22 protein-coding genes are annotated in these 23,824 nt (G+C 42.6%); 6 read left to right on the forward strand and 16 right to left on the reverse strand.

Translation table 11 applies throughout. The features are described from left to right. The first annotated feature begins 27 nt into the window (after positions 1-27). Complete coding sequence (locus tag L1272_RS09285; RefSeq protein WP_187490164.1) at positions 28-705, forward strand: nitroreductase family protein; 678 nt, start codon at positions 28-30, stop codon at positions 703-705. On the opposite strand, the gene L1272_RS09290 is transcribed toward L1272_RS09285, so the two are convergent. From L1272_RS09290 to L1272_RS09300, 3 genes are read right to left on the reverse strand one after another with little or no spacing between them, the layout of a single operon-like run. Then, positions 698-1,759: an efflux RND transporter periplasmic adaptor subunit gene (locus L1272_RS09290; protein WP_235373244.1), complete on the reverse strand. Its 1,062-nt coding sequence runs from the start codon at positions 1,757-1,759 to the stop codon at positions 698-700. The genes L1272_RS09285 and L1272_RS09290 overlap by 8 nt on opposite strands. Then, positions 1,749-5,036, reverse strand: a complete 3,288-nt coding sequence (locus L1272_RS09295) for an efflux RND transporter permease subunit (RefSeq protein ID WP_235373245.1) — start codon at positions 5,034-5,036, stop codon at positions 1,749-1,751. The genes L1272_RS09290 and L1272_RS09295 overlap by 11 nt, the downstream gene beginning before the upstream one ends. Positions 5,037-5,039: 3 nt before the next feature. Further along, positions 5,040-5,345 carry an ArsR/SmtB family transcription factor gene (locus tag L1272_RS09300; protein ID WP_054554407.1) on the reverse strand — a complete coding sequence of 102 codons (306 nt, stop codon included), beginning with the start codon at positions 5,343-5,345 and terminating at the stop codon, positions 5,040-5,042. A gap of 145 nt (positions 5,346-5,490) precedes the next feature. Between L1272_RS09300 and L1272_RS09305 the strand changes: the two genes are divergently transcribed. Together L1272_RS09305 and L1272_RS09310 are read left to right on the forward strand one after the other, a co-directional pair. Beyond that, a complete protein-coding gene (locus tag L1272_RS09305) occupies positions 5,491-5,835 on the forward strand; it encodes a rhodanese-like domain-containing protein (protein WP_063702368.1) in 345 nt (114 codons plus the stop codon). 62 nt (positions 5,836-5,897) lie between these two features. Beyond that, positions 5,898-7,688, forward strand: coding sequence for an alkaline phosphatase D family protein (locus L1272_RS09310; protein WP_235373246.1), 1,791 nt, complete (start codon positions 5,898-5,900; stop codon positions 7,686-7,688). Here L1272_RS09310 and L1272_RS09315 read toward each other — a convergent pair. The 4 genes from L1272_RS09315 to L1272_RS09330 are packed head-to-tail and all read right to left on the reverse strand — an operon-like array spanning position 7,685 to position 9,440. Then, positions 7,685-8,227: a PH domain-containing protein gene (locus tag L1272_RS09315; protein WP_054554410.1), complete on the reverse strand. Its 543-nt coding sequence runs from the start codon at positions 8,225-8,227 to the stop codon at positions 7,685-7,687. The genes L1272_RS09310 and L1272_RS09315 overlap by 4 nt on opposite strands. Before the next feature lie 10 nt (positions 8,228-8,237). Next, positions 8,238-8,855 carry a LysE family translocator gene (locus L1272_RS09320; protein WP_199528402.1) on the reverse strand — a complete coding sequence of 206 codons (618 nt, stop codon included), beginning with the start codon at positions 8,853-8,855 and terminating at the stop codon, positions 8,238-8,240. After that, positions 8,855-9,034 carry a DUF4177 domain-containing protein gene (locus L1272_RS09325; protein ID WP_054554414.1) on the reverse strand — a complete coding sequence of 60 codons (180 nt, stop codon included), beginning with the start codon at positions 9,032-9,034 and terminating at the stop codon, positions 8,855-8,857. The genes L1272_RS09320 and L1272_RS09325 overlap by 1 nt, the downstream gene beginning before the upstream one ends. 1 nt (position 9,035) lies before the next feature. Further along, complete coding sequence (locus tag L1272_RS09330; RefSeq protein WP_235373247.1) at positions 9,036-9,440, reverse strand: DUF3224 domain-containing protein; 405 nt, start codon at positions 9,438-9,440, stop codon at positions 9,036-9,038. Between the two features lie 77 nt (positions 9,441-9,517). On the opposite strand from L1272_RS09330, the gene L1272_RS09335 reads away from it, so the two are divergent. Next, entirely contained in the window at positions 9,518-11,290 is a 1,773-nt protein-coding gene (locus L1272_RS09335; protein ID WP_235373248.1) for an ABC transporter transmembrane domain-containing protein, read from the forward strand. 61 nt (positions 11,291-11,351) lie between these two features. Here the strand turns inward: L1272_RS09335 and L1272_RS09340 are convergent, their stop codons facing one another. Both L1272_RS09340 and L1272_RS09345 read right to left on the reverse strand, forming a co-directional pair. Then, positions 11,352-11,984: an OmpA family protein gene (locus L1272_RS09340; protein ID WP_054562840.1), complete on the reverse strand. Its 633-nt coding sequence runs from the start codon at positions 11,982-11,984 to the stop codon at positions 11,352-11,354. A gap of 80 nt (positions 11,985-12,064) precedes the next feature. Further along, positions 12,065-12,844 (reverse strand): substrate-binding periplasmic protein, encoded by a 780-nt coding sequence (locus tag L1272_RS09345; protein WP_235373249.1) that lies wholly within the window; start codon positions 12,842-12,844, stop codon positions 12,065-12,067. A 119-nt stretch (positions 12,845-12,963) separates the two neighbouring features. Between L1272_RS09345 and chrA the strand changes: the two genes are divergently transcribed. Further along, positions 12,964-14,100, forward strand: a complete 1,137-nt coding sequence (chrA, locus tag L1272_RS09350) for a chromate efflux transporter (protein ID WP_138618416.1) — start codon at positions 12,964-12,966, stop codon at positions 14,098-14,100. Here the strand turns inward: chrA and L1272_RS09355 are convergent. From L1272_RS09355 to speA, 4 genes are read right to left on the reverse strand one after another with little or no spacing between them, the layout of a single operon-like run. Then, entirely contained in the window at positions 14,097-15,347 is a 1,251-nt protein-coding gene (locus tag L1272_RS09355) for a mechanosensitive ion channel family protein (protein WP_054554419.1), read from the reverse strand. The two genes, chrA and L1272_RS09355, sit on opposite strands and share 4 nt — an antisense overlap. Next, positions 15,344-16,267, reverse strand: a complete 924-nt coding sequence (locus L1272_RS09360; RefSeq protein ID WP_138618418.1) for an acetyltransferase — start codon at positions 16,265-16,267, stop codon at positions 15,344-15,346. The genes L1272_RS09355 and L1272_RS09360 overlap by 4 nt, the downstream gene beginning before the upstream one ends. Before the next feature lie 28 nt (positions 16,268-16,295). Beyond that, positions 16,296-17,174, reverse strand: coding sequence for an acyltransferase (locus L1272_RS09365; protein WP_235373250.1), 879 nt, complete (start codon positions 17,172-17,174; stop codon positions 16,296-16,298). A 21-nt stretch (positions 17,175-17,195) separates the two neighbouring features. Next, on the reverse strand, positions 17,196-19,076 hold the full coding sequence (gene speA, locus L1272_RS09370) for a biosynthetic arginine decarboxylase (protein ID WP_054554514.1): 1,881 nt from the start codon (positions 19,074-19,076) through the stop codon (positions 17,196-17,198). Positions 19,077-19,274: 198 nt separating this feature from the next. On the opposite strand from speA, the gene speE reads away from it, so the two are divergent. Next, complete coding sequence (gene speE, locus L1272_RS09375) at positions 19,275-20,138, forward strand: polyamine aminopropyltransferase (RefSeq protein WP_054554422.1); 864 nt, start codon at positions 19,275-19,277, stop codon at positions 20,136-20,138. Between the two features lie 49 nt (positions 20,139-20,187). Here the strand turns inward: speE and L1272_RS09380 are convergent, their stop codons facing one another. The 3 genes from L1272_RS09380 to L1272_RS09390 form a co-directional block, all read right to left on the reverse strand. After that, positions 20,188-21,789, reverse strand: a complete 1,602-nt coding sequence (locus L1272_RS09380; RefSeq protein WP_138618420.1) for a methyl-accepting chemotaxis protein — start codon at positions 21,787-21,789, stop codon at positions 20,188-20,190. Positions 21,790-21,862: 73 nt separating this feature from the next. Further along, positions 21,863-23,092, reverse strand: coding sequence for a hypothetical protein (locus tag L1272_RS09385; RefSeq protein ID WP_138618422.1), 1,230 nt, complete (start codon positions 23,090-23,092; stop codon positions 21,863-21,865). After that, positions 23,079-23,693 (reverse strand): methylamine utilization protein, encoded by a 615-nt coding sequence (locus L1272_RS09390; protein WP_138618424.1) that lies wholly within the window; start codon positions 23,691-23,693, stop codon positions 23,079-23,081. Before L1272_RS09390 ends, L1272_RS09385 begins: the two co-directional genes overlap by 14 nt. Positions 23,694-23,824 lie beyond the last annotated feature (131 nt).

Below are 23,824 nucleotides of genomic sequence, written 5' to 3' on the forward strand. Positions count from 1 at the left end.
TCATCAACACACAAGAAGCGAAAAGCCATGCAAGAACACAAGAATCAGCCACTTAATGACTTTATTGAGTACCCCCATGACGAGATGCTAAAACGCGCCGAAGAGTTTTTAGCCGTGAGTCAGCGTCGCCACAGTATTCGTAGCTTTAGCGACCGCCCAGTGCCAAGAGAAATAATCGAAACTTGTATTAAAGCGGCTGGCACTGCACCGAGCGGCGCCAATCATCAACCTTGGCACTTTGTAGCAATACACAGCAGCGATGTGAAAAAACAAATTCGAGAAGCAGCTGAAAAATTAGAGCGCTCATTTTATGAAGGTCGCGCGGGTGAAGAATGGTTAGATGCCTTAAAACCACTTGGCACCGATGCCAGTAAGCCCTATCTTGAGCATGCACCTTGGCTCATTGCCGTGTTTAGTCAAAAGAAAGGCGGTATTTCTGCCGATGACAAAAATACCAATTACTATGTTCATGAATCTGTTGGCCTAGCAACCGGCTTTTTAATTCAAGCACTACACAGAGCTGGCCTTGCAACCCTTACGCATACACCAAAGCCAATGAGCTTTTTAACCGAAATTTGTGGCCGCGATAAAGATAATGAGCGCCCTTACATGCTGCTAATTGCAGGCTACCCAGGCACAGATGCAACCATCCCTGAGCATGCCTTAGTGAAAAAGTCGCTAGACGAAATAGCGACCTTTATTTAGCTTTAAATTCAACAGCCAGCACATCACCCGGGTTTAAACCTGAAACGATGTGCTGCTTGCCATCGAGCATTTCGCCAAGGCGCACATAGCGACGCACTATCTGATTATTTTCAAGTAAATAGACCATACTCAATTGGCCATATTGGTACACCCAGCTTGAGTCAATCAACACCCCTTTTTCAGTGGCGAGCGGTAATTGTAATTGCGCAAAAAGCCCTGGCATTAATCCAGTTTGCGCATCTGTTTCTAAACGGATCTCCATACTACGCGCAGCACTATCAGCAACCGGCACAATTTCTGTCACTGTGGCAGGCATTGACGTAGATAAAGCAGGTAGTTTAACCGTTAGAGTTTGACCAACATTCAACTTAATTGCTTGTTGTTCTCTGACATCAAATGCTAATTGCAATTGTTGTGGGTTATACAGTGCGAGTAATGGCGTGCCAGGAGTTGCGGTATCGCCAGGCTCTGCAAAACGCTCAACCACAACACCTGAAATCGGCGCTTTAATTTGCGTAAAACTCAGTGCAACTTGCGCTTGTGTTTGCTGCTGTTTAGCAATCGCTAAGTTCGCCGTTAAATTATCGAACCTTGCTTTTGCATCGTCGTATTCGCTAACAGATACCAAACCTTGCTTGTATAAATCGTTAATACGCTTTAGTTGTTTCTCTGCTTGAGTCAGCGAGGCATTAATCGCATTTATTTGTGCTTCGCTTTGAGCCAGCCCTGCTTTAAAGTCATCTTGCTGCAAGGTAATTAGCACGTCACCTTGTTTTACAGTATCGCCAGCGCGTACATTTAAACGCTCAACTTGTGCCATTACACGAGAAGAGATTTGCGTATTTTGTTTTGCAATCACGGTGCCCGGTACAACTTCATCACGCGCAATATCTGCCAGTGTCACTGTCACTAACTGACCAGTGTAATCATTTGCTGATGGGTTTTTCATGCCTGCAGCTTGCTTATCAGAGAAACTGCCCGCCATGTAAAGTACCGCCACAATGATCACAGATAACGCGATGATCGAGCCAGTAAGTTTTGATTTACCCTGCATGAGCTTGTTCCTCTTTACCTGCATCCTTTGCAAACACTAAATAATAAACCAGTGGCACAACAAATAATGAGAACAATGTTGATGCCACAATACCAAAAATAATTGCAATCGCTAGACCGCTAAATACCGGATCTAGGGTGATCACCAAGTTACCTAATAAGGTGGTTCCCGCAGTCAGTAACACAGGGCGCATACGCACCGTACCTGCGGCAATCAAAGCCTGTTTAATTGCCATACCTTGGCCGCGAGCTTGATTAATAAACTCAACTAAAATAAGTGAGTTACGAACCACAATACCGGCAAGTGCAATCATGCCTATCATGGCTGTTGCGGTGAATAGCACCGGCTCTGGAGCACCAGCAATGCTGCGCTCTCCAAATTGATTTAATAGCCAAAAGCCCGGCATGATCCCTATTACGGTTAATGGAATAGCCGACATGATGATCAGTGACAAACTGGCAGAGTTTGTTTGAATGCGTAAGATAATGAAAATGGCAGTGAGCGCAAACGCAAAGGCAATCCCCATATCTCTGAATACATCAATAGTAATTCGCCATTCACCTTCACCACTAAAAGTCACGTCAGTGCCAGCAGGTAATTGCCAAGCTTGGCTACCGCCATTATTGAAAAAGTGCCTACTTTGCCAATCAGTTTGGCTAAATTCGTCAGCGCTAATGCCTAAGTCAGCATTGACGTCAGCAATAATTTCAGCGGGTGTACGCCCATTTAACTCAGCCATTACATACACAACATTATGCTGATCTTTACGCATAATTGGCTTGGCAACATCTTGATGCTGAAATTCACCTAACTCAGAGAGCGCCACCAGCGGACGCGGTGCACTTTGCAGCCCAAATTCGTCACTAGTTTTTGCAAGCTCCCTATCACCACGAACTTGTAATGCCAGCAATTGAGCAAATTGGTTACGATCTTGATATGGCAGTTGTAACTTTATATCGACAGGGTCTGTTTCGCCGCTAACATATAACACCCCAACATTTTGCCCATGCGAAGCAATGGCTAAGGTCTGGGCAATATCTTGTGTAGACACCGCCGACAATGACGCTTTACTTTTATCGGTTACAAAACGCTGTAACGGCGCATTGGCAGCAATACTGGTATCAACTTCAACCACATGCGGCTCTTGTTTTAACCTTGCTGCAACGGCAAGGGCTGCTTGATAGTGCGTGTCTGTATCAACAAATGGCTCACTGTAAACTTCGGCCACTAAGGTACTTAAAACCGGCGGACCTGGTGGCACTTCAACCACTTTAATCACAATGCCATCGGTTGCCAGTGGCGCTAATGCCGCTCGCAAGCGCATTACCACGCCATGAGATTGATGATCACGCGCAGTTTTATCGAGCAGTAATACTCTGAGCTCAGCTAAATTAGCAGCTTCACGTCGATAATAGCCACGCACCATGCCATTAAAGTCCATGCTTGATGGCTGACCAACGTAGGCTGCCGCCTCGCTTACTTCATTTAATTGCCAAGTGATGGTTTGTACTTGTCGAGTGAAAGCGGCGGTTTGCTCAAGGCTTGTGCCTTCTGGCATATCAATTAAAACTTGCAACTCGTTTTTATTATCAAACGGTAATAGCTTTAGAGGTACTGCACGCATTACGGGGAGCATGGCACTAGCGACAAACAAAGCTAATGTGGTCCATAGAACGAGTTTGGCGCGGCCTTTAGACTCAAGTAATGGTGACAATATGCGCTCGTATAAGCTATGGGGATTAGCTTCTAGTTGCATGCTGTCATCGACTGGCGCTTTAAGTAATTTCATGGCTAACCATGGCGTGACAAAAAATGCCACTATGGTCGAAACCATTACACTAATTGGCACATTGAATGCCATCGGTGCCATGTACGGCCCCATCATGCCAGTAATAAACGCAAGTGGGATAAACGCCACCATAATGGTTAATGTAGACATAAACAGCGCCACACGAATTTCGCTCATGGCATCAACTATGCGTTGTTTTTTATCGCCTTTGTGGGTTAAAAAACGACTTATGTTGTCTATCCCAGTAATTGGATCATCAACCAACAAACCTAAAGAAAGGATTAGTGCAAACAGTGTGACTCGGTTAATTGTATAGCCAAAGGCAAAATCAAGTGTCAGGGTGATGCCGTAGCAAATAGGCACTGCCAAACCAACCACAATCGCTGGTCGCCAACCTAAAAATACGCCAACAAAAATAACCACGGTAAATACCGCAAACACTAAGCTTGAGGTAAGGTTATTTACTTTCTCGTTCGCGGTTTGGCCATAATCACGCAGTACGGTGTAGCCCACTTCATCTGGCAATAGATTAGCCGATAAACTGTCCATCATGCTGTGCACTTCGTTGGCTACAGCTACCGCATTGGTACCTGCTTGCTTAGCGACACTAATGGTGACTAAAGGAAGTTGTTGCTGATTATCTGAATGAGCCAACCATTGATAACTTTGTGCTTCGCTTGGCCCATCACTCACCTCGGCGACATCACTTAGGTAAACACTCTTACCGTTTACCACGTTGACAACAAGACGTTCAATCGCAGATTGAGAGCGTAAAACATCACCCACTTGTAAGGCAATTTGCTGCTTACCCTCAACAACACTGCCCACATTCACTAATTGGTTAGATACGCTAAGCGCATAATATACATCAGTTAGGGTTGTTTGATGGGCAGCAAGAGCGCTTGCATCAAGGTTAATTGTTAATTGACGGGTTCTACCAGCAATCACTTTCACTTCGCTGGTGTTTTCGATGCGCTGTAAACTATTAGCGATTTCGTTAGCAAAGCGGGTTAGTTGATAGTCATCGTAAAGTTTTGGATCTTTACTAAACAAGCCCAGTATCACAATGGGCACATCGTTCACTTCAACCGGACGGATTTGCCATGAGCTGATCACTGACGCCATAGTGTGTTGATAGCTATAGAGTTTAGCGTAAGTATCGAGAATAGCTTGCTCACGGTCGTGACCGACTTCAAAGCGAAGAGTGACAACAGCAGCATTACTTTGTGTAGTTGAGTAAATATGCTCAACACCCGTTAACTGCGCCAATAACTTCTCCAATGGTTCAGTTACCAGCCTAGCTACTTCTGGCGCTTCAACGTTTGGTGCTGCTACATATATATCAAGCATAGGAACCACAATTTGCGGTTCCTCTTCACGCGGGGTTTGCTTTAATGCCATTAAGCCAAGCAACACCGACATAATAAAAATAATAACAGGAAGGCGGCCGCTCAAGCTGTTTTTAACAGCATTATCGATAGCACTCACTGCTTAATTACCTTTGCAAAATAAGCCATATAGAGTTGCTAGGATCGATACTACATTTTCATCAACCACGCGATAATAGATAGTTTGGCTTTCGCGTCGAGTAGCAACTATCTGAGCTTTTCTCAGCGCCGCTAAGTGTTGCGATAATGCAGACTGCGCCAACGGCACAGCTTCGTTTAATTCGCTCACGCTCATTTCACCATCTTGCAGCGAACATAAGATCATCAAGCGATTTTTATTCGCCAATATCTTTAGCATTTGCTCTGCTTGCTCCACATTGTCGGCCATAGCCGCAAAATCGATGTTCATATTCACACTACTCTATATTCTTAAAATGCCGCTAAAGTATAGATTGATATATTAGAAAAGTCTAATATTAGAATTTACTAATATAGCGTTATCTAATATATTAAATACATCACCCTTTTACGAAAACTTGGCATGGAGGATTAGTATGCTGACACCAATTCCTGACTTAATGAAAATTGTTGCCCCAAACCAGCGCCGCATTAGCGCTGACCAAGCAAAACAAGAGCTAAGCGAAAACCATGGTTTATTAATTGACGTACGTGAGCCTGCTGAGCACGCAACTAAAGCAGCGACAGGTGCAATTAATATCCCACGTGGTGTACTTGAAATGAAATTAATGGAAATTGAAAAAGATCCTGCAAGGCCCATTTACTTACACTGTGCAAGTAGTGCCCGCGCCACACTGAGTGCCGAAGCACTGACTCGTGTTGGCTACGAAAATGTCACTGTAATCACCTGTAATGCTGAACAAATTTGTCAGGTTTTTTAACTTCATAGAACAGTAACACTGGTCGGATAAGCTCGTGCTTTTCTACTTATAGGTACAGAGCAATGACTTTTACGCGCAGACGCTTTTTAAAAGCATCGGCGGCTGGTTTTGGAGCCGCCGTTTTATCTTTTGGTTTAACGGGCTGTAGTCTTAATGACGATGATGACGAAACTACAAAGCAAATCCCTGTCAGCTTTGATCACGGTGTTGCCAGTGGCGACCCGCTCGCTGACAGTCTAATTATTTGGACTCGCATAACACCTCTTGAAAACGTCACGAGTGTTAACGTAGTTTGGCAAGCCTCAACAGATGCTAACTTTACAACCATTAGCCATGATGGCGAAACACAGGTAAGCGATGCAACTGACTTCACCTTAAAAGTTGATCTGCAAGGTCTCGATGCCAACACCACCTATTACTACCGCTTCATAAGTAATGGTAAAACCTCACCCACTGGAGCAGGTAAAACACTTCCAACCGACAACATAGAACAAGTAAAATTTGCCGTTGTCTCTTGCGCTAACTATCCTGCAGGCTACTTCCATGTGTATGGTGAAATCGCAAAACAAACCGATTTAGATGCAGTACTGCACTTAGGTGACTACATCTATGAATACGGTAATACAGGTTATGCCACTGAAGATGCCGCCGAACTTGGCCGTTTATTACCTGATGACAATAACGATGAAATCATTTCTTTAGCGGATTATCGCAAACGTTACGCCCATTATCGTAAAGACGAAAACCTGCAAGCTGCCCATAGTCATTGTGCATTTATTACTGTTTGGGACGACCATGAAATAACTAATGATACATGGCATAGTGGCGCTGAAAATCACAACGACGGCGAAGGTGAATTTAGCGAGCGCAAAATGCATGCGCTACAAGCCTACTTTGAATGGATGCCTATCCGTAATGTTGCCGATAAAGAGCGTATTTATCGACGCTTCGAGTTTGGTAATTTAGTGTCATTGCACATGCTCGATACCCGTGTTTTAGCTCGCGACGAGCAAGTTAATTATGCAGATTTCGACTTAACCAGCAGCCAAGGACAAACTGACTTTGTTGCAGCAATTAGCTCACCTACTCGTGCTCTATTAGGTAACGAGCAACTTACATGGCTGACTGATGGTTTAACGACAGCAACAACACAATGGCAAGTACTTGGGCAACAGGTGCTGATGACCAAAATGCATTTGCCACTCGAGATTTTACAGTTACTAATGAATATCCAAGTGACTCAAGCAAACGGTGCTGATCCCTCGGCATTACTTGCTCAAGCAAACACATTATTTAGTGAGCTTGCGCAAATTAAAGGACGTATATTAGCTGGCGATCCAACGGTTACTAGTGAACAGCGAGCACGCGTAGAAACAACAGCACCTTATAATCTTGATGCATGGGATGGCTATGCTTATGAGCGCGAGCAAATACTAGGAACTGCAATTGCAGCACGAAAGAATTTAGTCGTTTTGGCAGGTGATACGCATAACAGTTGGGCAGGACACTTAGTCACTGATGCAAGCAATCCTGTTTCTGCTAAAGCCGCAGCTGGTGTTGAATTTGCAACATCTTCGGTTTCATCACCAGGTCTTGAGAACTACTTAGCGTTAAATACGCAATCGAGCGAAGCTGTCGCACAAATTGAGCAAGTCATTGCATTATTGGTTAACGACTTAGCTTACAATAACTTAGTTGAACGCGGCTACTTAACCGTCACCTTTACTCAACAACAAACGCTTGCCCAGTGGCATTATGTAAGTAGCGTTAAAACAGCCGATTACACACTGCTTAGCGAGCGTCAAAAAGCGCTCAGCGTACAAGCTGGTAACCCTACTTTACAAATGGTTTAACGCTTTTCATCTAATAGCGTAACTAACATTTGCTCAATGTTTTTTACGCTATAAGTAAGTGAACGCAGCAGCTCTAACTGACTATCTTCAGGTTGATGCTCAGCTTTAGTACTGCTGCTTTGAGTCATCTCATCTTTTTGTTTTAAGATTGCCTCGCGAAACGTCTCTGCATCAACCACTCCGAGCAATGATACTAATGCACCTTGCCCTGATTGACCTGCCGTTTCAAAACTCAGTCGATAAAGACCAAATTGACGCATTAAAGGACCTTGGCTTAGTGCTACATCGGTTATTTTTTCAAGTGGGATCGATTTTTCTTCTTTAAAGAAGACACCGCGTTTTACCACTAACTTACGTGTTAACAACGTGGCTGACATCGCCGCTAAAATACGCCCTGCCACCAGCCAGATTATTAACGCAACAATGGGAATGAAAGGGATCCCTACCATACTAATCACACAGGTAAAAATACCCAGTAATAACCAATACTGTTTTACTTTTGGATCAAAGCTGGCACTCAATAAACTGGTTTCTGTCATCATAGGCTCCCTATAAACTGACTACAACGCGAACAGCTAAGGCAATAAAGATAACCCCTAACAATTTTTCGAGCCATGGATTTGTCTTGGTGAAACCAAAACGCTTTTTTGATATGTCGGTTAACAGTGCAACAACTAGATACCAGCCCGTATCAAGCACAAATACCGTTAAACACATGATTAAACCAACTTGCAAAGTCAGCTTTTCAGGATCAATAAATTGCGAAAACAGTGCTAAAAAGAACACCGCAAGTTTTGGGTTTAAAAAGGCAATAGCAAAGCCATCTTGCAATGCGCTACGAGGACTCGGCTTAGTCTGCTCAACATTCAATGTTTGCGAGCTAGGTTTAGCTAACAAAATACGAATACCCAAATATGCGAGATAGGCTGCACCACCATAGACCAGCACTTGATAAAGCGTTGGTAACTGAGTCATCAGCGCACCTAAACCTAGTAACGAGGCACATGCATAAAAGCCAACCCCAATACCGTGGCTCAACGCCGCTAACATGCCGTTCTTCATACCGCCATGTAAGCTGTGTTTTAAAACCACAGCTAAACTCGGCCCCGGCGACATTGCCCCCATCACGCAAATTAAAACTAAACTCAACCACTCAGTTAGTGTCATTATTCGTTATTCTCAATTAGTAATAAAACGGATGTTATCTGACCATAAACCCCTGTTGCTGTAGTGATGGTTTTCACTTGCCAACCTGCTTGTCCTAATTCGAACACTCGTTGATTTAATGCATCAATATCGATGCCGCCAAAAAAGCGTTTCTTTTTAAACTCTACAACTTTTTGCATGTTAGTCCGTCAGTTGGTATTCAAAGTCATAATGATGAATACCCGATTCAATTCGAATTGCCATTTTACCAGAAATACCTTCAAGTTCACCTACGCCTGAGTCTGGTACCACTTCTAAAATCAATCGGTCAGCCCCTTTATCCATGGTGCCAAAATGTTGTAGCACAAAACTGCCTTGCTTACCTTCTAAGCTACCAACAACTTGCTCTATCGCTACATAACCTGCACTGCCCTGAGTTGCAGTCATGGCACTGAGCATTTCGCCTTGGCTTGTTGCTTCTAATGGACCTGAAAACTGTTTATCAATCGACATGCGTCCCAAATTTACGCCATCTTGCCCTGTGGCATAGCCGCCAATTGGGTTTAACTTTACGGTGAATTGACCACTGATCGTTGTAGATTCCATACTAATCCCTTAATAACTGTTGATTTTTAGAGCATTGATAACCATATCTATACCCTATTCATCAACAAGAATCTAGCATGTCTACCAATAAAGAAAAGGCCGCATTTAGCAGCCTGTTACCGATTTTAGCTTTTATAAAACCCTATAAATGGATGGTGTTTACGGCCCTTGGCGCCTTGCTGCTTACGGCCGCTGTTAACTTATCACTCGGACAAGGCGTTAAATTTGTTATCGACCATGGCTTTATTGCAGGCTCACAAGCTCAGCTTCAACAAGCAGTAATGGTGTTGATTGGTTTAATAAGCTTATTAGCTGTAGGTACTTTTTGTCGCTTTTATTTAATGTCGTGGATTGGTGAGCGAGTCAGTAACGATATCCGTAAAGCCGTGTTTGATCGCATCGTTACATTACACCCGAGCTACTTTGAAGAAAACCGTAGTGGCGAGCTGATGTCGCGCCTGACCACCGACACCACCTTATTGCAATCTATCATTGGTTCCTCTTTTTCAATGGCACTACGTAGTAGTTTAATGCTGATTGGTGGCTTGGCTATGTTACTAATTACTAACTTAAAGCTGACCCTTGTCGTTGTTGCCTGCGTACCAGTAGTATTAGTGCCGATGATGATTTTTGGCCGAAAAGTAAGAAAACTAGCAAGCTCAAGCCAAGATGCCATTGCCGATATCAGCACCTATGCTGGTGAGATCATTCAAAATATTAAAGTAGTGCAAAGTTATAGCCATGAAGAACGTGAAAAAGCAGCATTTAGCGAAGAGACCAACAAGGCGTTTCAAGTAGCGAAGAGCCGAATCAAACAGCGCTCGTTTTTGATTGCAGCGGTGATATTTCTGACCTTTAGTGCTATTAGCGTGATGCTTTGGGTTGGTGGCAGTGACGTATTAGCTGGCACTATGACAGGTGGTGAGCTAGGTGCTTTCGTGTTCTATGCGATTATGGTGGCGATGTCTGTAGCAACCGTTGCCGAAGTGTATGGTGAGCTGCAAAGAGCCGCAGGTGCAGCAGCACGGCTATTAGAGCTACTTGCCGTTGAAAGCATGATCAAAAGTCCGGATACAAATCATGATGCACAACTTGAAGCAAACAAACTTAATCACCCTGCTATCGAGTTTAATGAGGTATCTTTTCATTACCCTTCAAGGCCAGATAAAGCCGCTTTAAATACGCTGAATTTACAAGTAAAACAAGGTCAAACTCTTGCTATCGTTGGCCCATCGGGGGCTGGTAAAACAACGTTGTTTGAGTTACTGCAGCGCTTTTACGACCCAAGTTCAGGGAGTATTTCGCTGGCAGGAATAAACATAAAAGCACTCTCTCTTGATTGCTTACGCCAGCAAATGGGGATGGTGGCACAAAACCCAATTTTATTTAGCTCAGACGTAATGCATAACATACGTTATGGCAACCCAAGCGCCAGCGACGAGCAAGTATATGCGGCGGCCAAATATGCCCATGCCGATGAGTTTATTAGTCAACTACCAGATGGTTACCACAGCTTTTTAGGGGAGCAAGGTGTTAGGCTTTCAGGTGGGCAAAAACAACGCATAGTTCTGGCCCGCGCAATATTAAAAGACCCTGCAATTTTATTGCTTGATGAAGCAACCAGTGCACTCGACGCACAAAGTGAGTTTCATGTACAAGCTGCCCTTGAGCATCTAATGAAAGACAGAACAACACTGATCATTGCCCATCGTTTGGCAACGGTTAAACACGCCGATGTGATTGTCGTGATGGATAAAGGAGAAATTATTGCAACGGGTACGCATCAGCAATTGTTTGAGACTAACCCATTGTATAAACAATTGTGCGAATTACAGTTTAATCGAGATTAAGAAGGGAAATGTCAGGTTTGAAAGGGCATATCAAACCTGACCACAAATCTAGATATAAAATCTAACCTTGTGTATTCGGTACGATCTGAATTTCTACGCGGCGGTTTAAAGCTCGGCCATTTGCTGAGTCATTGCTTGCCACAGGGCGTGTTTCACCATAGCCTCGTGTGCTGATACGCGCAGACATAATCTGATGATTCACTAAGTAATCTTTTACGCTTTGCGCACGTTGTTGAGATAACGTCATATTGTAGCTATCTTTACCTGTGCTGTCGGTATGACCTTCTACGCTTAAGTAGGTTTTTTCGTATTTATTCATCACCTTAGCAATCGCATCTAAGGTGCTATGAAAGCCCGACGAAATATAAGATTGGTCAGTTGCAAAAGTAATATTTGATGGCATCACTAGACGAATATTGTCGCCTTCACGAACCACTTCAACACCTGAGCCTGCTAGCTCATCGCGAAATGCTTCTTCTTGCTTATCCATATAATCGCCAACGGCTGCACCTGCTAATGCACCAATAGCCGCACCAATGAAGATACGTTTATCATCGTGGTCGCCAGTTGCTTTACCTAGAACGGCACCTGTAGCAGCACCAATCGCAGCGCCTTTACCTGTATTTGTTGTCTCACAACCTGTCAATAAAACGGCTAATACGCCCACTGTTAAAACTGATTTTGTAAAAGTCATGTGTCTCTCCATGGCAATTATTCAAATTGAATTGTTAACAATTATGAATGAACGTCTATGAACAAACTATGAAGAATGGGTTACTTATCGATTGCTACAGCAGTAACCGGAGGTAAGTTATAACTTTTGATCAATTCTGTTAAACGGCCATTGAGGACTAAGGTATTGAGGCGCTCTTGAATTTTTTCGGCTAAACTCGAGCTTGCAAACTGTTTACTTAGGGCAATGTGACCATAAATAACATCTTTATAGCGATAAGGCATTTTTACAATTTCTTGTGAAGGTCGCTGCAAAAAAACGGAGGCATGATCTGCAGTCTCTTCAACAGCAATCACTAAATCAACACGATTTTTTAATAACATCTCAAAAGCATTATGTTCGCTTAAAGCCTCGATTTTAGTGAGAGTTTTATCAGCGTCGAAGCGGGGAAAATGCGCAGCACCTCGCATTACCGCAATGCGCTTACCTACTAGGTCTTGATAATTGTTTATTTTAAGCTCGCTATCAGCTTTTGCATAAAACACGAAAGAAGACGACAGCATCATATACGGCGGGGTAAGAAACTGCATTTTTTGTTCGCGCGCTTCTGTGCGAATAAGGCCGCCCATCACATCCAGCTCATTTTGCTCAAGCATCTTTAAACAACGAGAAAATGGGCAAGCAACATACTCAAACTTAATTGGTAAGCTAGGTTGCATTTCACGCATAATATCAACAATTGCGCCACTCACTTTACCATCATCAGAAATCATGCCATAAGGGGGCGCATGATCAACAGCCACCAACACTTTCTCATAAGAGTTCGCAGATACTAAGCCACTGAAAAAAAATAACAACAAACTTGCAATGTAGTGTTTCATAGTGATACTCATGACTACGTTCACTGGTTCTGTATATTGTAGACGGCCTTGTGTCATAAAAACCACAAAAATGTCATACAATTTTGTCATAATTGAAAAAAATTACTGATGGCAAATCAATGTTATTCATCATATTTAAGCAATTCTTTTTATTAGGCTGTATGAGCTTTGGTGGCCCTGCAGCACACCTTGGTTACTTCAAACGCCACTTTGTTGATAATTTAAAATGGCTTTCTGCTGAACGCTATGCCCAACTGATTAGTCTTAGCCAAGCATTACCGGGCCCAGGTTCGAGTCAAGTTAGCTTTGCGATGGGGGTTGAAAAAGGAGGGGTATTGGGTGGCCTGTGCGCTTTTATTGGGTTTACCCTACCCTCATTTTTAATCATGTTTTTTCTGGCTCTAAGCGCTCATCAATTTGGTGATATATACTTTGCAGTAATTGCTGGGCTAAAACTCTTTGCAGTAGTGATTGTTGCCGATGCAACCTATAGCATGGCAATGAGCTTTTGCAAAAACCACTTACATAAACTTATAGCAGTGCTAAGTACTGTTGTATTGATTATTTTCTCACAATTATCGAGCCAAATTTTAGTACTTATTGCAGCAGCGGCTATAGGTTGGTGCTATCCACAACTTAAATTACCTGAAAGCCAAGAGCAAAAATCAGTGAAAATTGCTTGGTTACCACTTGGCTTATTTGCCATCTTGTTATTAATTAGTTTTTTACCTTTCGGTGAATGGCTTTCTTTGTTTGCCCCATTTTATCAAACTGGCGCTATGGTCTTTGGTGGCGGTCACGTTGTGTTACCTATTTTACAAGCTGGTGTACCGAGCCTTGAAACTGAGCAGTTTTTATCGGCTTATGCCAGTGCCCAAGCCATACCTGGACCGATGTTTACTATCGCTACTTATTTGGGAGCACAAGTTACACCAAGCATTCCACTTGTAGGTGCTATTGTCGCGACCATCCTGATTTTCTTACCGGGTTTTTTGTTGATGTTAGCCTTTATGAAAAGCTGGTTACAGTTAGCAGATAAGCCACGCTTTGCAGGCAGTATCGCAGCGCTAAATGCCGCTGTAGTGGGGTTTTTAGCCGCTGCTCTTTATTCACCGATTTGGCAATCGGCAGTGCAAAATCTATGGCAAGTAGCTTTAGTCATTGCAGCATTTACATGGCTAAGAATGGCAAAGCCACCTATTTGGTGGCTTTTGTTAGGCTTTATTACGATTAGCTTATTGATTGGTCAGCTTTAAGCTTTCTCACGTGGAGGATTAGCTACCTTGATACTAGGCTTTAAGCCAGTTTGGGCTTCGCTTGTGCTCAACTGACCCGTAACACTTTGATAAGGTCTAAGCCCAAAAATAGGCAGTACAGCAAGTAGATGATCCATGATCTCTGCTTGCAAGTGCTCGTATGAAATCCAGCGCTTATCCTCACTAAAGCAATAAAACTCAATAGGTAAACCATGATTTATTGGTTGCAGCTCTCGCACCATTAAAGTTAAATCACGATTAATTTTTTCATGTTGCTTTAAGTAACCTTCAGCATAACGTCTAAATAAGCCAAGATTTGTTACTGGGTTAGGTAAATTTGCTACTCGTATGTAGTCATGCAAAGGAATTGCATCATCAATTTGCTCTCGAAAAGCATCATCCACCAAACGAATACTATTCATATCAATGTTTAAAGAACGCTTGATACGACGACCACCTGACTCTTGCATACCACGCCAGTTTTTAAATGACCCTGCAACTAACATGTAAGTTGGAATGGTTGTAATCGTGTTATCCCAGTTACGCACTTTTACTGTATTTAAACCAAGGTCGATAACTTCACCGTCTGCGCCATAGCTATCCACTTGGATCCAATCACCGTAAGTTACTAGTCGATTTGCCGCAATTTGAATACTGGCGACAAAACCCAAAATGGTATCTTTAAATACGAGTAAGGTCACCGCCGCTATCGCACCAAAGCCAGACAAAATATAAGTTGGCGACTTCTCTAGCAAAATGCTCACAATGAGAATGGCGCAAACCATAAAGGTGATAAGTTTTACAACTTGGATCAAGCCCTGAATCGGAATATCGCGCGCAAAATCAAGCTGGTTATAAATACCACCAGCAATGCTCACCACACTACTTAAAATGAAGCCACCGTAAATGATCAGTGCAATTTGACCCACCGTTTTAAGTACTAATGCAGCGACATCATGAACTGGATAAACATAATCGAAGGTCGCTAAATAAAGTACACAGCACAATATCCCTGCAAAACGACGGTTTAACTTATTGAGCATAGGTGTGAGCGCACCAATACGCTCAGGAGACAGGCGTGTAACAACCTTTTGAATACCCGGCAATAATAAGCGACGGGTAAACATGTAAATTATTAGTAATGAGCCAACACCGATAGCTGTAGCGGTTAATGCACTTATTAGCGCCGCGTCTGGCATTGATTCAAACCAAGGCATCACCAACTCTTGTAGGTGAGTTTGCTTCATGGCGCTTCAATCTCCTTATTGATGGTAGCAAGGTACTCAGCTTGCTGAGCTTGGTGATAAGTTAGTAGCTGAGCATCTTTTTGTAACCACAACTCATTAATATGTTGTTGGAAAGCCGTTCTAAATGCACGGTCATGCTGATAATCACCAATCATCTCTGCGCTAATTGCTTGCACTTGCACTTCAACTTTAATCACGTTTAAACGGCCACGCATAAGGTTACGGCAAATATGGTCGCCCTCCCCCTGATAAATAATCGAGGTATTTAATAATGCATCAAATTGCTCACCTAACACCTCAAGAGCAAATGCTATACCGCCTGCTTTGGGCTTTAAAAGGTAAGTAAACGGACTATTTTGCTTACTGTGCTTTTGACTTGTAAAGCGCGTGCCTTCAACAAAGTTAATGATTGTTGTTGGGTGATTACGAAAATCACGACAGCTACGTTTGGTGCGCTCAACATCAAGCCCTTTCAGCTTAGGATTTTTTGCCAGTTGCGCTTTGCTCACCCGCTTCATAAAAGGCATACCCATAGCCCATGCGCCAGTGCCAATGAATGGCACATACTTCAGCTCATCTTTTAAGAAAAACTTTGGCGCGGGTAAAACATCGATTGCACTCAGAACAACAATGTCTAGCCAGCTCATATGATTAGAGATAAGTAAGTACCAACCATCTGTAGTAACTTTACCTTTAATATCAATTTCAATTACTGGGCAACCTAACCACAAGGCAAAGCGGTTACCTTTACACCAACCGCGATAAGCTAAATGAAGAATATCGCTAACCACCTTAAATGGCAGTAGTAACTTAAGCACACCAAGCAGCAGCACCAGCGTGCCCCAAATAATCACATTAGCAAACAAGACAATACTAACTAGAACGCCTGTTAACCAATTTGGTAAAAATTTCTTTAACATATGTGTGCTCTCGACTGCGTTAGCAATACTACTGCGTTTTAGCTTCTAATTCGGCTAACTGTTGATTTTTTTCTTCCCAAATTCGATTTAGCTCAGCTTGAAAGTTAACTCTAAACTCTGCATCGCCCGTATAATCCCCAATCAAATTTGGACTCACTTCCATCACTTCTACTCGCACATCGACTTGCTTTACTCGACCACTAGCAAAGTCCACAAAGCTAGGAATACCACCAGGGTAATGAATGGTTACATTCACTACTTTGGAAATTTGTTCACCCATTGCTTGCATAACAAACGCAACCCCGCCCGCTTTCGGCTTTAATAGGTGCTCAAAAGGACTATTTTGGCGAAAATGCTTTTGCTCAGTAAAACGCGTACCTTCAACAAAGTTAACAATACTCACTGGCATTTCTTTAAACTTTTCACAGGCTTTGCGCGTGGTTTCTAAGTCTTTGCCACGCAATTTAGGGTTTTTCTTTAACTGGGCTTTACTCGTACGAGTCATGAATGGGAAATCCAACGCCCACCATGCAAGACCCAAGAAAGGAACGTATATCAGCTCTTTTTTCAAGAAAAAGTTTAAAAACGGAATACGGCGATTAAACAGACGTTGCATAACAACGATATCGACCCAGCTTTGATGATTCGCGATCACCAAGTACCAGTCTTTCGCTTTTAACTGCTCAAGACCTGTCACGTTCAGATTATATGAAGCAAATATGTTTTGGTTGATGCTGTTGCAACTCACCCACATAGTGGCGCATTGCTTAGCAATCCAACTCATTAATTTTTGCAATGGCTTGATTGGAATAAGCTTTATGAGGCCACAAATAAAAATAGGCACAAACCAAAAAAGGGTATTGAGGGTGTAAAATAAAAAACTGAACACACAACGGATCATCGACATTACTACTTATTCCTTTAACGCTTAATCTTCAAAATACGTATAGCCAGCAAGGCCTGCATTTAGTTCTGATAAATATTGTGCCTTAGATTGCTCATCAATTGCCAGTGAGTTGACCCGTTTTGCAAAGTTTTCAGCAAGAATCTCGCTATCATAATCAACAAACTTTAATACGTCCTTAACACTGTCACCTTTAATGGCATTAGTCAGTTGATAGCCTGCTTCTGTAAGCTCAACATGCACTGAATCTGTATCGCCGAACAGGTTATGTAAATCACCTAAAATCTCTTGATACGCACCCACTAAAAACATTGCAATATGGTATTGCTGACCTTGCTTGTACTCAGGAATAGGTAAGCTGCTCTCTATGCCTGTGCCTTCGACATAATCACGAATTTGCCCATCTGAGTCACAGGTAATGTCTTGAATAATGGCGCGCTGTGTTAATGGCTGATGCAAGTTTTCAACTGGCATGACAGGGAATAACTGCCCAATCCCCCAGACATCGGGGAGTGACTGAAATAATGAGAAGTTAACGAAGAGCTTATCGGCAAGTTTCTCGTTTAAATCGTCTAACACTTCTCGATGTGAACGGGCATTCTCACTAAGTGATGCACGAACACGATGTAAAATTGTGAAATACAACTGCTCGAGCTTCGCCCACTCAAGCATAGTGAGTAGGCCATGCACATATTGGTCATGGGCTTCACTGAATAGATGCATTGCATCATGATAAATTTCCAACGCCATACGCGGTGTTAAACGCTGTAAACACTGCCACATTTCATCTAGTACCAATACACTGCCTGCCTCTGGCGCCGTTGGATTTGCATGGTTTGGCGCACGCTCAACATCAATAACATCTGTAATTAATACCGCGTGGTGCGCTGTTAACGCTCGGCCTGACTCGGTAATAATGGCAGGGTGTTTAAGGTCATGTTGCTGACACACTTCAGCAAACGCATTAACTACATTACGCGCATATTCTTCAACACTGTAGTTCATTGAACACGAACTACGTGACCCAGAGCCTTCGTAATCAACACCTAAACCGCCACCGACATCCACGGTATTAAGTGGTACGCCTAACTGTGTTAACTCTGCAAAGTGACGAGCACATTCACGCAGTGCGCGATGAATATCGCGGATATTGGCAATTTGCGAGCCGATGTGGAAATGCACTAGTTGCATTAAATGAAGTTTATTGCGCGATTTAAGCAGCTCAACCGCAGATAGCACTTGCCCTGCTGTTAAACCAAACTTACCTTTTTCGCCACCGGTATTCTGCCATTTCCCCTTACCAACCGAGTTTAAGCGAATACGAATCCCAATTGATGGCTCGATGCCTAGATCATCAATTTCTGCCAATAGAGTAGTTAGCTCAGAAAGTTTTTCTACAACAATATGAACCTTATGACCCATACCTTGGCCAATACAGGCTAAGCGTAAAAACTCACTGTCTTTATAACCATTACAAACGATGGTAATTGGCTCTTGTGCTACACCTAAAATAGCCATCAGCTCAGGTTTTGAGCCGGCTTCAAGGCCCACTAAACCACTTGGGTGAGCAAGTAGTTTACTGACCACAGAACGCTGTTGATTAACTTTAATTGGATAAACACAGGTATAACTACCTTGGTATTCACGGGCATTTCGTGCTTTGGTAAATGCGCTAGTCAGCGTTTCAACGCGATTTTGTAAGATATCGGTAAAACGCACTAAAACAGGTAGGGTAAGACCTTGCTTTTTAAATTGCTCAGTCAGTTCAGATAAAGACACCGCGGCTTTAGTTTGATCGCCATCTGGGTAAGCCACCAGCTCACCTTGTGCGTTAATGTCAAAGTAACCGTCACTCCAGTGAGCAACATTGTATGTTTCGCGTGCTTTATCTAAACCCCAAGTCATGGCAATGTCTTCTGTAAATTCATTAAATATAAACGCACATTTTAATACGCTAGGGCTGACCACGCTAACAAAAATTGCGCTGTATGCCAAAGTGATAAAAAATATTCGCTATACTGATTAAAATTTGATTGAGCAATTAGCCAAGCACTGGCAGAATTGCACCCCTTTTTTACCATTAACCAAAAGTGTATAAGCAAGATGGCTAATTTAGATCAAAATAACTGGTTCACTGAAATTAGTGACCGTGATGGTAGTGCCTTTTCATTACGCATTACTAAGAAGCTTGATGAACAGCAATCGCCATTTCAAAAAGTAGAAATGTACGAAACAACTGACTTCGGTAATCTGATGATTATTGACGGTTGTACTATGGTAAGTAGCCGTGAAAACTTTTTTTACCACGAGATGATCAGCCATCCGGCATTGCTTGCACACCCAAATCCAAAAAATGTTGTGATCATTGGTGGTGGTGACTGCGGTACTTTACGCGAAGTATTAAAACACCCAAGTGTTGAAAACGTAACGCAAATTGATATCGACGAAGTCGTGACACAAATGTCACTTAAATACTTCCCTGAGCTGTGTGAATCAAATCAAGATCCGCGTGCTACAGTGATGTTTGATGACGGCATCAAGTACATGCGCGAAGCAGCGCCAGAATCAATCGATGTAGTAATTGTTGATGGTACAGATCCAGTTGGCCCAGGCGAAGGTTTATTTAACCACGCTTTCTATACCAGCTGTTTAACTGCACTTCGCCCGGGTGGCATCTTAATTCAGCAAAGTGAATCGCCACTTATGCACATGCCACTTTTAGTTGAAATGCGTGATGCAATGACTGAAGTGGGCTTTGTTGACTTACAAACGCTGCCTTTCCCACAACCAATTTATCCAAGTGGTTTATGGTCTGTAACGCTTGCTCGTAAGTCAGAAGCGTTCGCTGGTTTTCGTGAAGATGATGCCAATAAACTTGCGCAAAGCACTGAATACTATAATGCAGGTATTCACCACGGTGCATTAGCCACACCTAATTATATGAAACGTGCTTTCGAGAAAAAGTAAGCGTTTTGACTAAATGAAAAAAGGGCTCATTGAGCCCTTTTTTGTTGTATTAAACCTTAAATCTATTAACTAACTGATTCAGTTCGTCAGTAAGCTGATTCATACGGTTAGCGACCTCTTGTGTTGAACTCGCTAACCCGCCTCCATGTTGGGTTTGATCGTTTAGATCAGACAGGTTTTGACTAATTTCATCTGCCACAGCAGTTTGCTCTTCAGTTGCTTGTGCTGTTTGCATCGCCATATCATTTACTTTGACCGATGATTCTTGCATCGAGTTAAGTATATCGTTAGTTTGGGTAAACGATTCTACTGCTTCATCAGCAAAACGCTTACCACTATTAATCGCCTGTAAGGATTGCTCAACACTGGCTGCAAATTGCTCAACCATAGTTTGAATATCATTAGTGCTTTCTTGGGTCCGAGTTGCTAGGGTACGAACCTCATCTGCAACCACCGCAAAACCTCGCCCTTGCTCACCAGCTCGCGCAGCTTCAATTGCAGCATTGAGTGCAAGTAAGTTAGTTTGCTCAGCTATAGCGCGAATAACTTCAAGCACTTTAGCAATGTTGTCTGAGCTTTGTTGCAGTTCAGTGGAACGTTGGCTGGCATGTTCCATATTATCTGACAAGGCAACAATTTTTCGACTCGAGTTATCAACCGCAGCCAAGCCTTGTTTAGCCAGTTGCTGTGAGTTGTCAGCTTCATGGGATGAGTTTTGTGCCACACCTGCAACCTCACGACTTGCAACGCTCATTTCATGTACTGCACTAACTATTGATTCAGATGCTTGGCTAAGCTTTTGATTTATTTGATGGTTCTGATTAGCAAAATTATCAAGGTCACGACCTAAATTATGCAGCTCTTTAGCCTGTCCAAGTATGTCTTTGATAAGTTGTTGTAGGTTATCTAAAAACCCGTTAAAAGCCGTCGCAAGTTCTGCAAACTCGTCTTGTGTTTTTACATTGATACGGCCTGTTAAATCACCATCTCCCGACGCAATCTCATTAATTCGCTCTGTCACAAAGTTAATCTGCTTCGTGAGTTGTCGAGGTACATAATAGCTAAACCAACCAGCGACAAGTAAAACGATAGCGATCATTATCATTAGTTTAACTTTAAAGCTGATAACACCATCCATTAACTTCTCAGTTTCAGATTTTGATGTTTTATCTGCTGCTTCGCCTGCTTTATCTAAAATATCCCTCAGTGCTGAAAATGTTTGTTCAGCAATCTGCTTTTTTTCACTGTTTTGTGGGTCATTGATAAAGTTTTTTGATGCCGAATACCATGAATCAAATGCGCTATCAAAATGACTAAACCGGTCGACTACCTCGGTGTAAGGTGACATGTAAGACAAGTATTGCCCAAAGCGCTCTTTAACTTGCTCGGCATTTTCTTGATGTTCATTTAGATAAGTTTTATCTGTGTTACTGCTTGTAACAAGAGTAAGCTCGGCAACCTTTGCTTGGTAAATATCTCTATCAGCATTAACAACGACCGAAATCGCATTCAAAAATCGTTCTGATTGCGCGTCAACAGCTTGTTTTTGCAAACTGATAAGATAAGTGTAGCCTGCAATTAGAATAAGAATGGCAATGCCTAACAAAATAATCGGTAGGGAACTTTTAACGCGAATGCTTTGTAAATTCATACATTTTCCTAATTAAAAATCGAAACCAGCATGCTTATTGAATCTTAGCTGAAAAATATAAAACTGTATGAAATTAAAAGTGCCAACTCGCTGAAAGCTGAAATTGCTGCTGCGAGTTATGCTCATTAAATCCCATACCGGGTCTGTTTTGAGCGTCACTGCTCAGCACTGAATATTCAGCACCTACTTGCCACTTGGTTGACAGTTGATAACGCCAACTTGCGGTTAAAGCTTCTCCACGACTTTGGTTAGGATCAAATTGCCAATCATCATGATCGCTAACCTTGAAATAATCATACCTAATTGTGAGACGATGCTGGTCTAACTTGTGGCTTAATAAAACAAAATGGCTATAAAAATCATTGTCTACCCCACGATTTGTACCCATCGCAGTTTTACCATCAAGGAGCTGTACAATAATGCGTGTTTGCTTATTAAACTTATACAACCATGCCGCGCTTAAAAAACGTGTATCCCACGCATATTGACCAGTACGGGTATTCAAAGCACCTGGATCGCCATTGTTGTCATAATAATAGACACGTAATTGTGATTTTTTTTGATAATCCCAATGAGCGCCAACGTAATAGCCAAAGCGCCCATCGACTTCTTCGAAAGGCTCCACGTGCTCGGCTTGCTTATCTAGCTGCGACCATTCAAATGAACGTGGAACAGCAAAATCAATTTGTTCATTGAACGTAGTCTGCCTGTCATGCATAGCAAAGCCACGCCATGACAGCAACGTCCCAGCAGGATCGTTGCCTTTAAAAACCGCAGCAAAGCCTTCAAAACTATGATTACTTCTAAATTGCCTACCTGGGCGCTTGATGTTTGCCTCTAAACCAAAGGCCCGCACTTCTTCGCCAATCCAAGTATTAATCGCAGAATTAGTGTAGTTATAAGGTGACATCCAGCCATTTTGCGGGTTCTCAAGCGACATTTTGGGATAAAAGCCACCTCCTTTCACTGTCCATTTATAACGACTAGCTGTAAGAGGCTGATATTGCAAATAAGCCTGAGTTAAACCAACTGTTAGTTCTGGATCAGGGTGAGCGTTAAGTACTGTGTGCGCAGACCAATCGCTATTTAACTCAAAACGACTACTCAGCATAGCTTGGGATATCACAACACCATCATGCTCTTGGTCATAACGGTATAAGCCAATTCCTTTACGCTGATAGCTAGCTAGTTGGTCACCACGCACAGCCGAAACAGTTACCAGACCATCATGCTCAGCATATACCACTGCAGGCAACCCAAAAACACTCGCCAATAGCAAGGCTTGCCATTTATTCATAATCATCAAACTCGTCACTGCTTAGTTCTAATTTTGGTAATAAGTTTTGCTTTAACTGATAGCTCACCGACTTTGCATTGTTCGTTATCTCGATAGTTTCTGGTGTACTGATATCATTAAAGCGGTCATGCCAAACAGCCAAAGTAAACTTACTTTCAGGTAAGCTTAATTCAACCATACCTTGATCATCTGTTTGCCCATAAATCCCACCATCGACGACCACAATGTAACCCAGCATCCAGTCATGAATGTTACAGCCAAGCTCAACAACCCCCGATTGTGCAAAGTTAATCGGTTTTTCGGGTTTATCGTGGTAAAGCTTTAACTCAAATTGCTTTGTTTTAGAAAATGAATAAACGTGGTGCATGATTGAATCAAGGTTAGGAAATTCAACATTTGCCCCTTGTGGCACTGCCAGCACATGAGGCACAAAGGCACGTTCTTTTTGGCTCATGGTATAGTGACTATCAGCAACAGCAAGCTGTTTTGAACCTTTGAGCCAAACCACGGCATTCTTGACTGGCTGATTCTGCTTATCAACTATCTGTATTTGCTGTGCCAATAAACTTTGACTAAACAATAGTAGCAACAGGGTTATTCTTATCATTTTGCTTAACCTTTTTAGGTGCAGGGCTGATATCGCAGCGTTCACTTTGTTGAATACGTATGCAGATCTCTCGTATTAACCGGCAAGTCACTTTATGCTTTAAGGATGTATGAGAATACGTGACAACAATC

It is taken from the genome of Pseudoalteromonas sp. PAST1 (assembly GCF_021532515.1).
Lineage (GTDB): Bacteria > Pseudomonadota > Gammaproteobacteria > Enterobacterales > Alteromonadaceae > Pseudoalteromonas > Pseudoalteromonas simplex.

Coding starts and splice junctions, on each gene's coding strand:
- L1272_RS09285 (WP_187490164.1), top strand. CDS start 28: ATGCAAGAACACAAGAATCAGCCACTTAATGACTTTATTGAGTACCCC.
- L1272_RS09290 (WP_235373244.1), bottom strand. CDS start 1,759: ATGCAGGGTAAATCAAAACTTACTGGCTCGATCATCGCGTTATCTGTG.
- L1272_RS09300 (WP_054554407.1), bottom strand. CDS start 5,345: ATGAACATCGATTTTGCGGCTATGGCCGACAATGTGGAGCAAGCAGAG.
- L1272_RS09305 (WP_063702368.1), top strand. CDS start 5,491: ATGCTGACACCAATTCCTGACTTAATGAAAATTGTTGCCCCAAACCAG.
- L1272_RS09310 (WP_235373246.1), top strand. CDS start 5,898: ATGACTTTTACGCGCAGACGCTTTTTAAAAGCATCGGCGGCTGGTTTT.
- L1272_RS09315 (WP_054554410.1), bottom strand. CDS start 8,227: ATGACAGAAACCAGTTTATTGAGTGCCAGCTTTGATCCAAAAGTAAAA.
- L1272_RS09320 (WP_199528402.1), bottom strand. CDS start 8,855: ATGACACTAACTGAGTGGTTGAGTTTAGTTTTAATTTGCGTGATGGGG.
- L1272_RS09325 (WP_054554414.1), bottom strand. CDS start 9,034: ATGCAAAAAGTTGTAGAGTTTAAAAAGAAACGCTTTTTTGGCGGCATC.
- L1272_RS09330 (WP_235373247.1), bottom strand. CDS start 9,440: ATGGAATCTACAACGATCAGTGGTCAATTCACCGTAAAGTTAAACCCA.
- L1272_RS09335 (WP_235373248.1), top strand. CDS start 9,518: ATGTCTACCAATAAAGAAAAGGCCGCATTTAGCAGCCTGTTACCGATT.
- L1272_RS09340 (WP_054562840.1), bottom strand. CDS start 11,984: ATGACTTTTACAAAATCAGTTTTAACAGTGGGCGTATTAGCCGTTTTA.
- L1272_RS09345 (WP_235373249.1), bottom strand. CDS start 12,844: ATGAAACACTACATTGCAAGTTTGTTGTTATTTTTTTTCAGTGGCTTA.
- chrA (WP_138618416.1), top strand. CDS start 12,964: ATGTTATTCATCATATTTAAGCAATTCTTTTTATTAGGCTGTATGAGC.
- L1272_RS09355 (WP_054554419.1), bottom strand. CDS start 15,347: ATGAAGCAAACTCACCTACAAGAGTTGGTGATGCCTTGGTTTGAATCA.
- L1272_RS09360 (WP_138618418.1), bottom strand. CDS start 16,267: ATGTTAAAGAAATTTTTACCAAATTGGTTAACAGGCGTTCTAGTTAGT.
- L1272_RS09365 (WP_235373250.1), bottom strand. CDS start 17,174: ATGTCGATGATCCGTTGTGTGTTCAGTTTTTTATTTTACACCCTCAAT.
- speA (WP_054554514.1), bottom strand. CDS start 19,076: ATGACTTGGGGTTTAGATAAAGCACGCGAAACATACAATGTTGCTCAC.
- speE (WP_054554422.1), top strand. CDS start 19,275: ATGGCTAATTTAGATCAAAATAACTGGTTCACTGAAATTAGTGACCGT.
- L1272_RS09380 (WP_138618420.1), bottom strand. CDS start 21,789: ATGAATTTACAAAGCATTCGCGTTAAAAGTTCCCTACCGATTATTTTG.
- L1272_RS09385 (WP_138618422.1), bottom strand. CDS start 23,092: ATGATTATGAATAAATGGCAAGCCTTGCTATTGGCGAGTGTTTTTGGG.
- L1272_RS09390 (WP_138618424.1), bottom strand. CDS start 23,693: ATGATAAGAATAACCCTGTTGCTACTATTGTTTAGTCAAAGTTTATTG.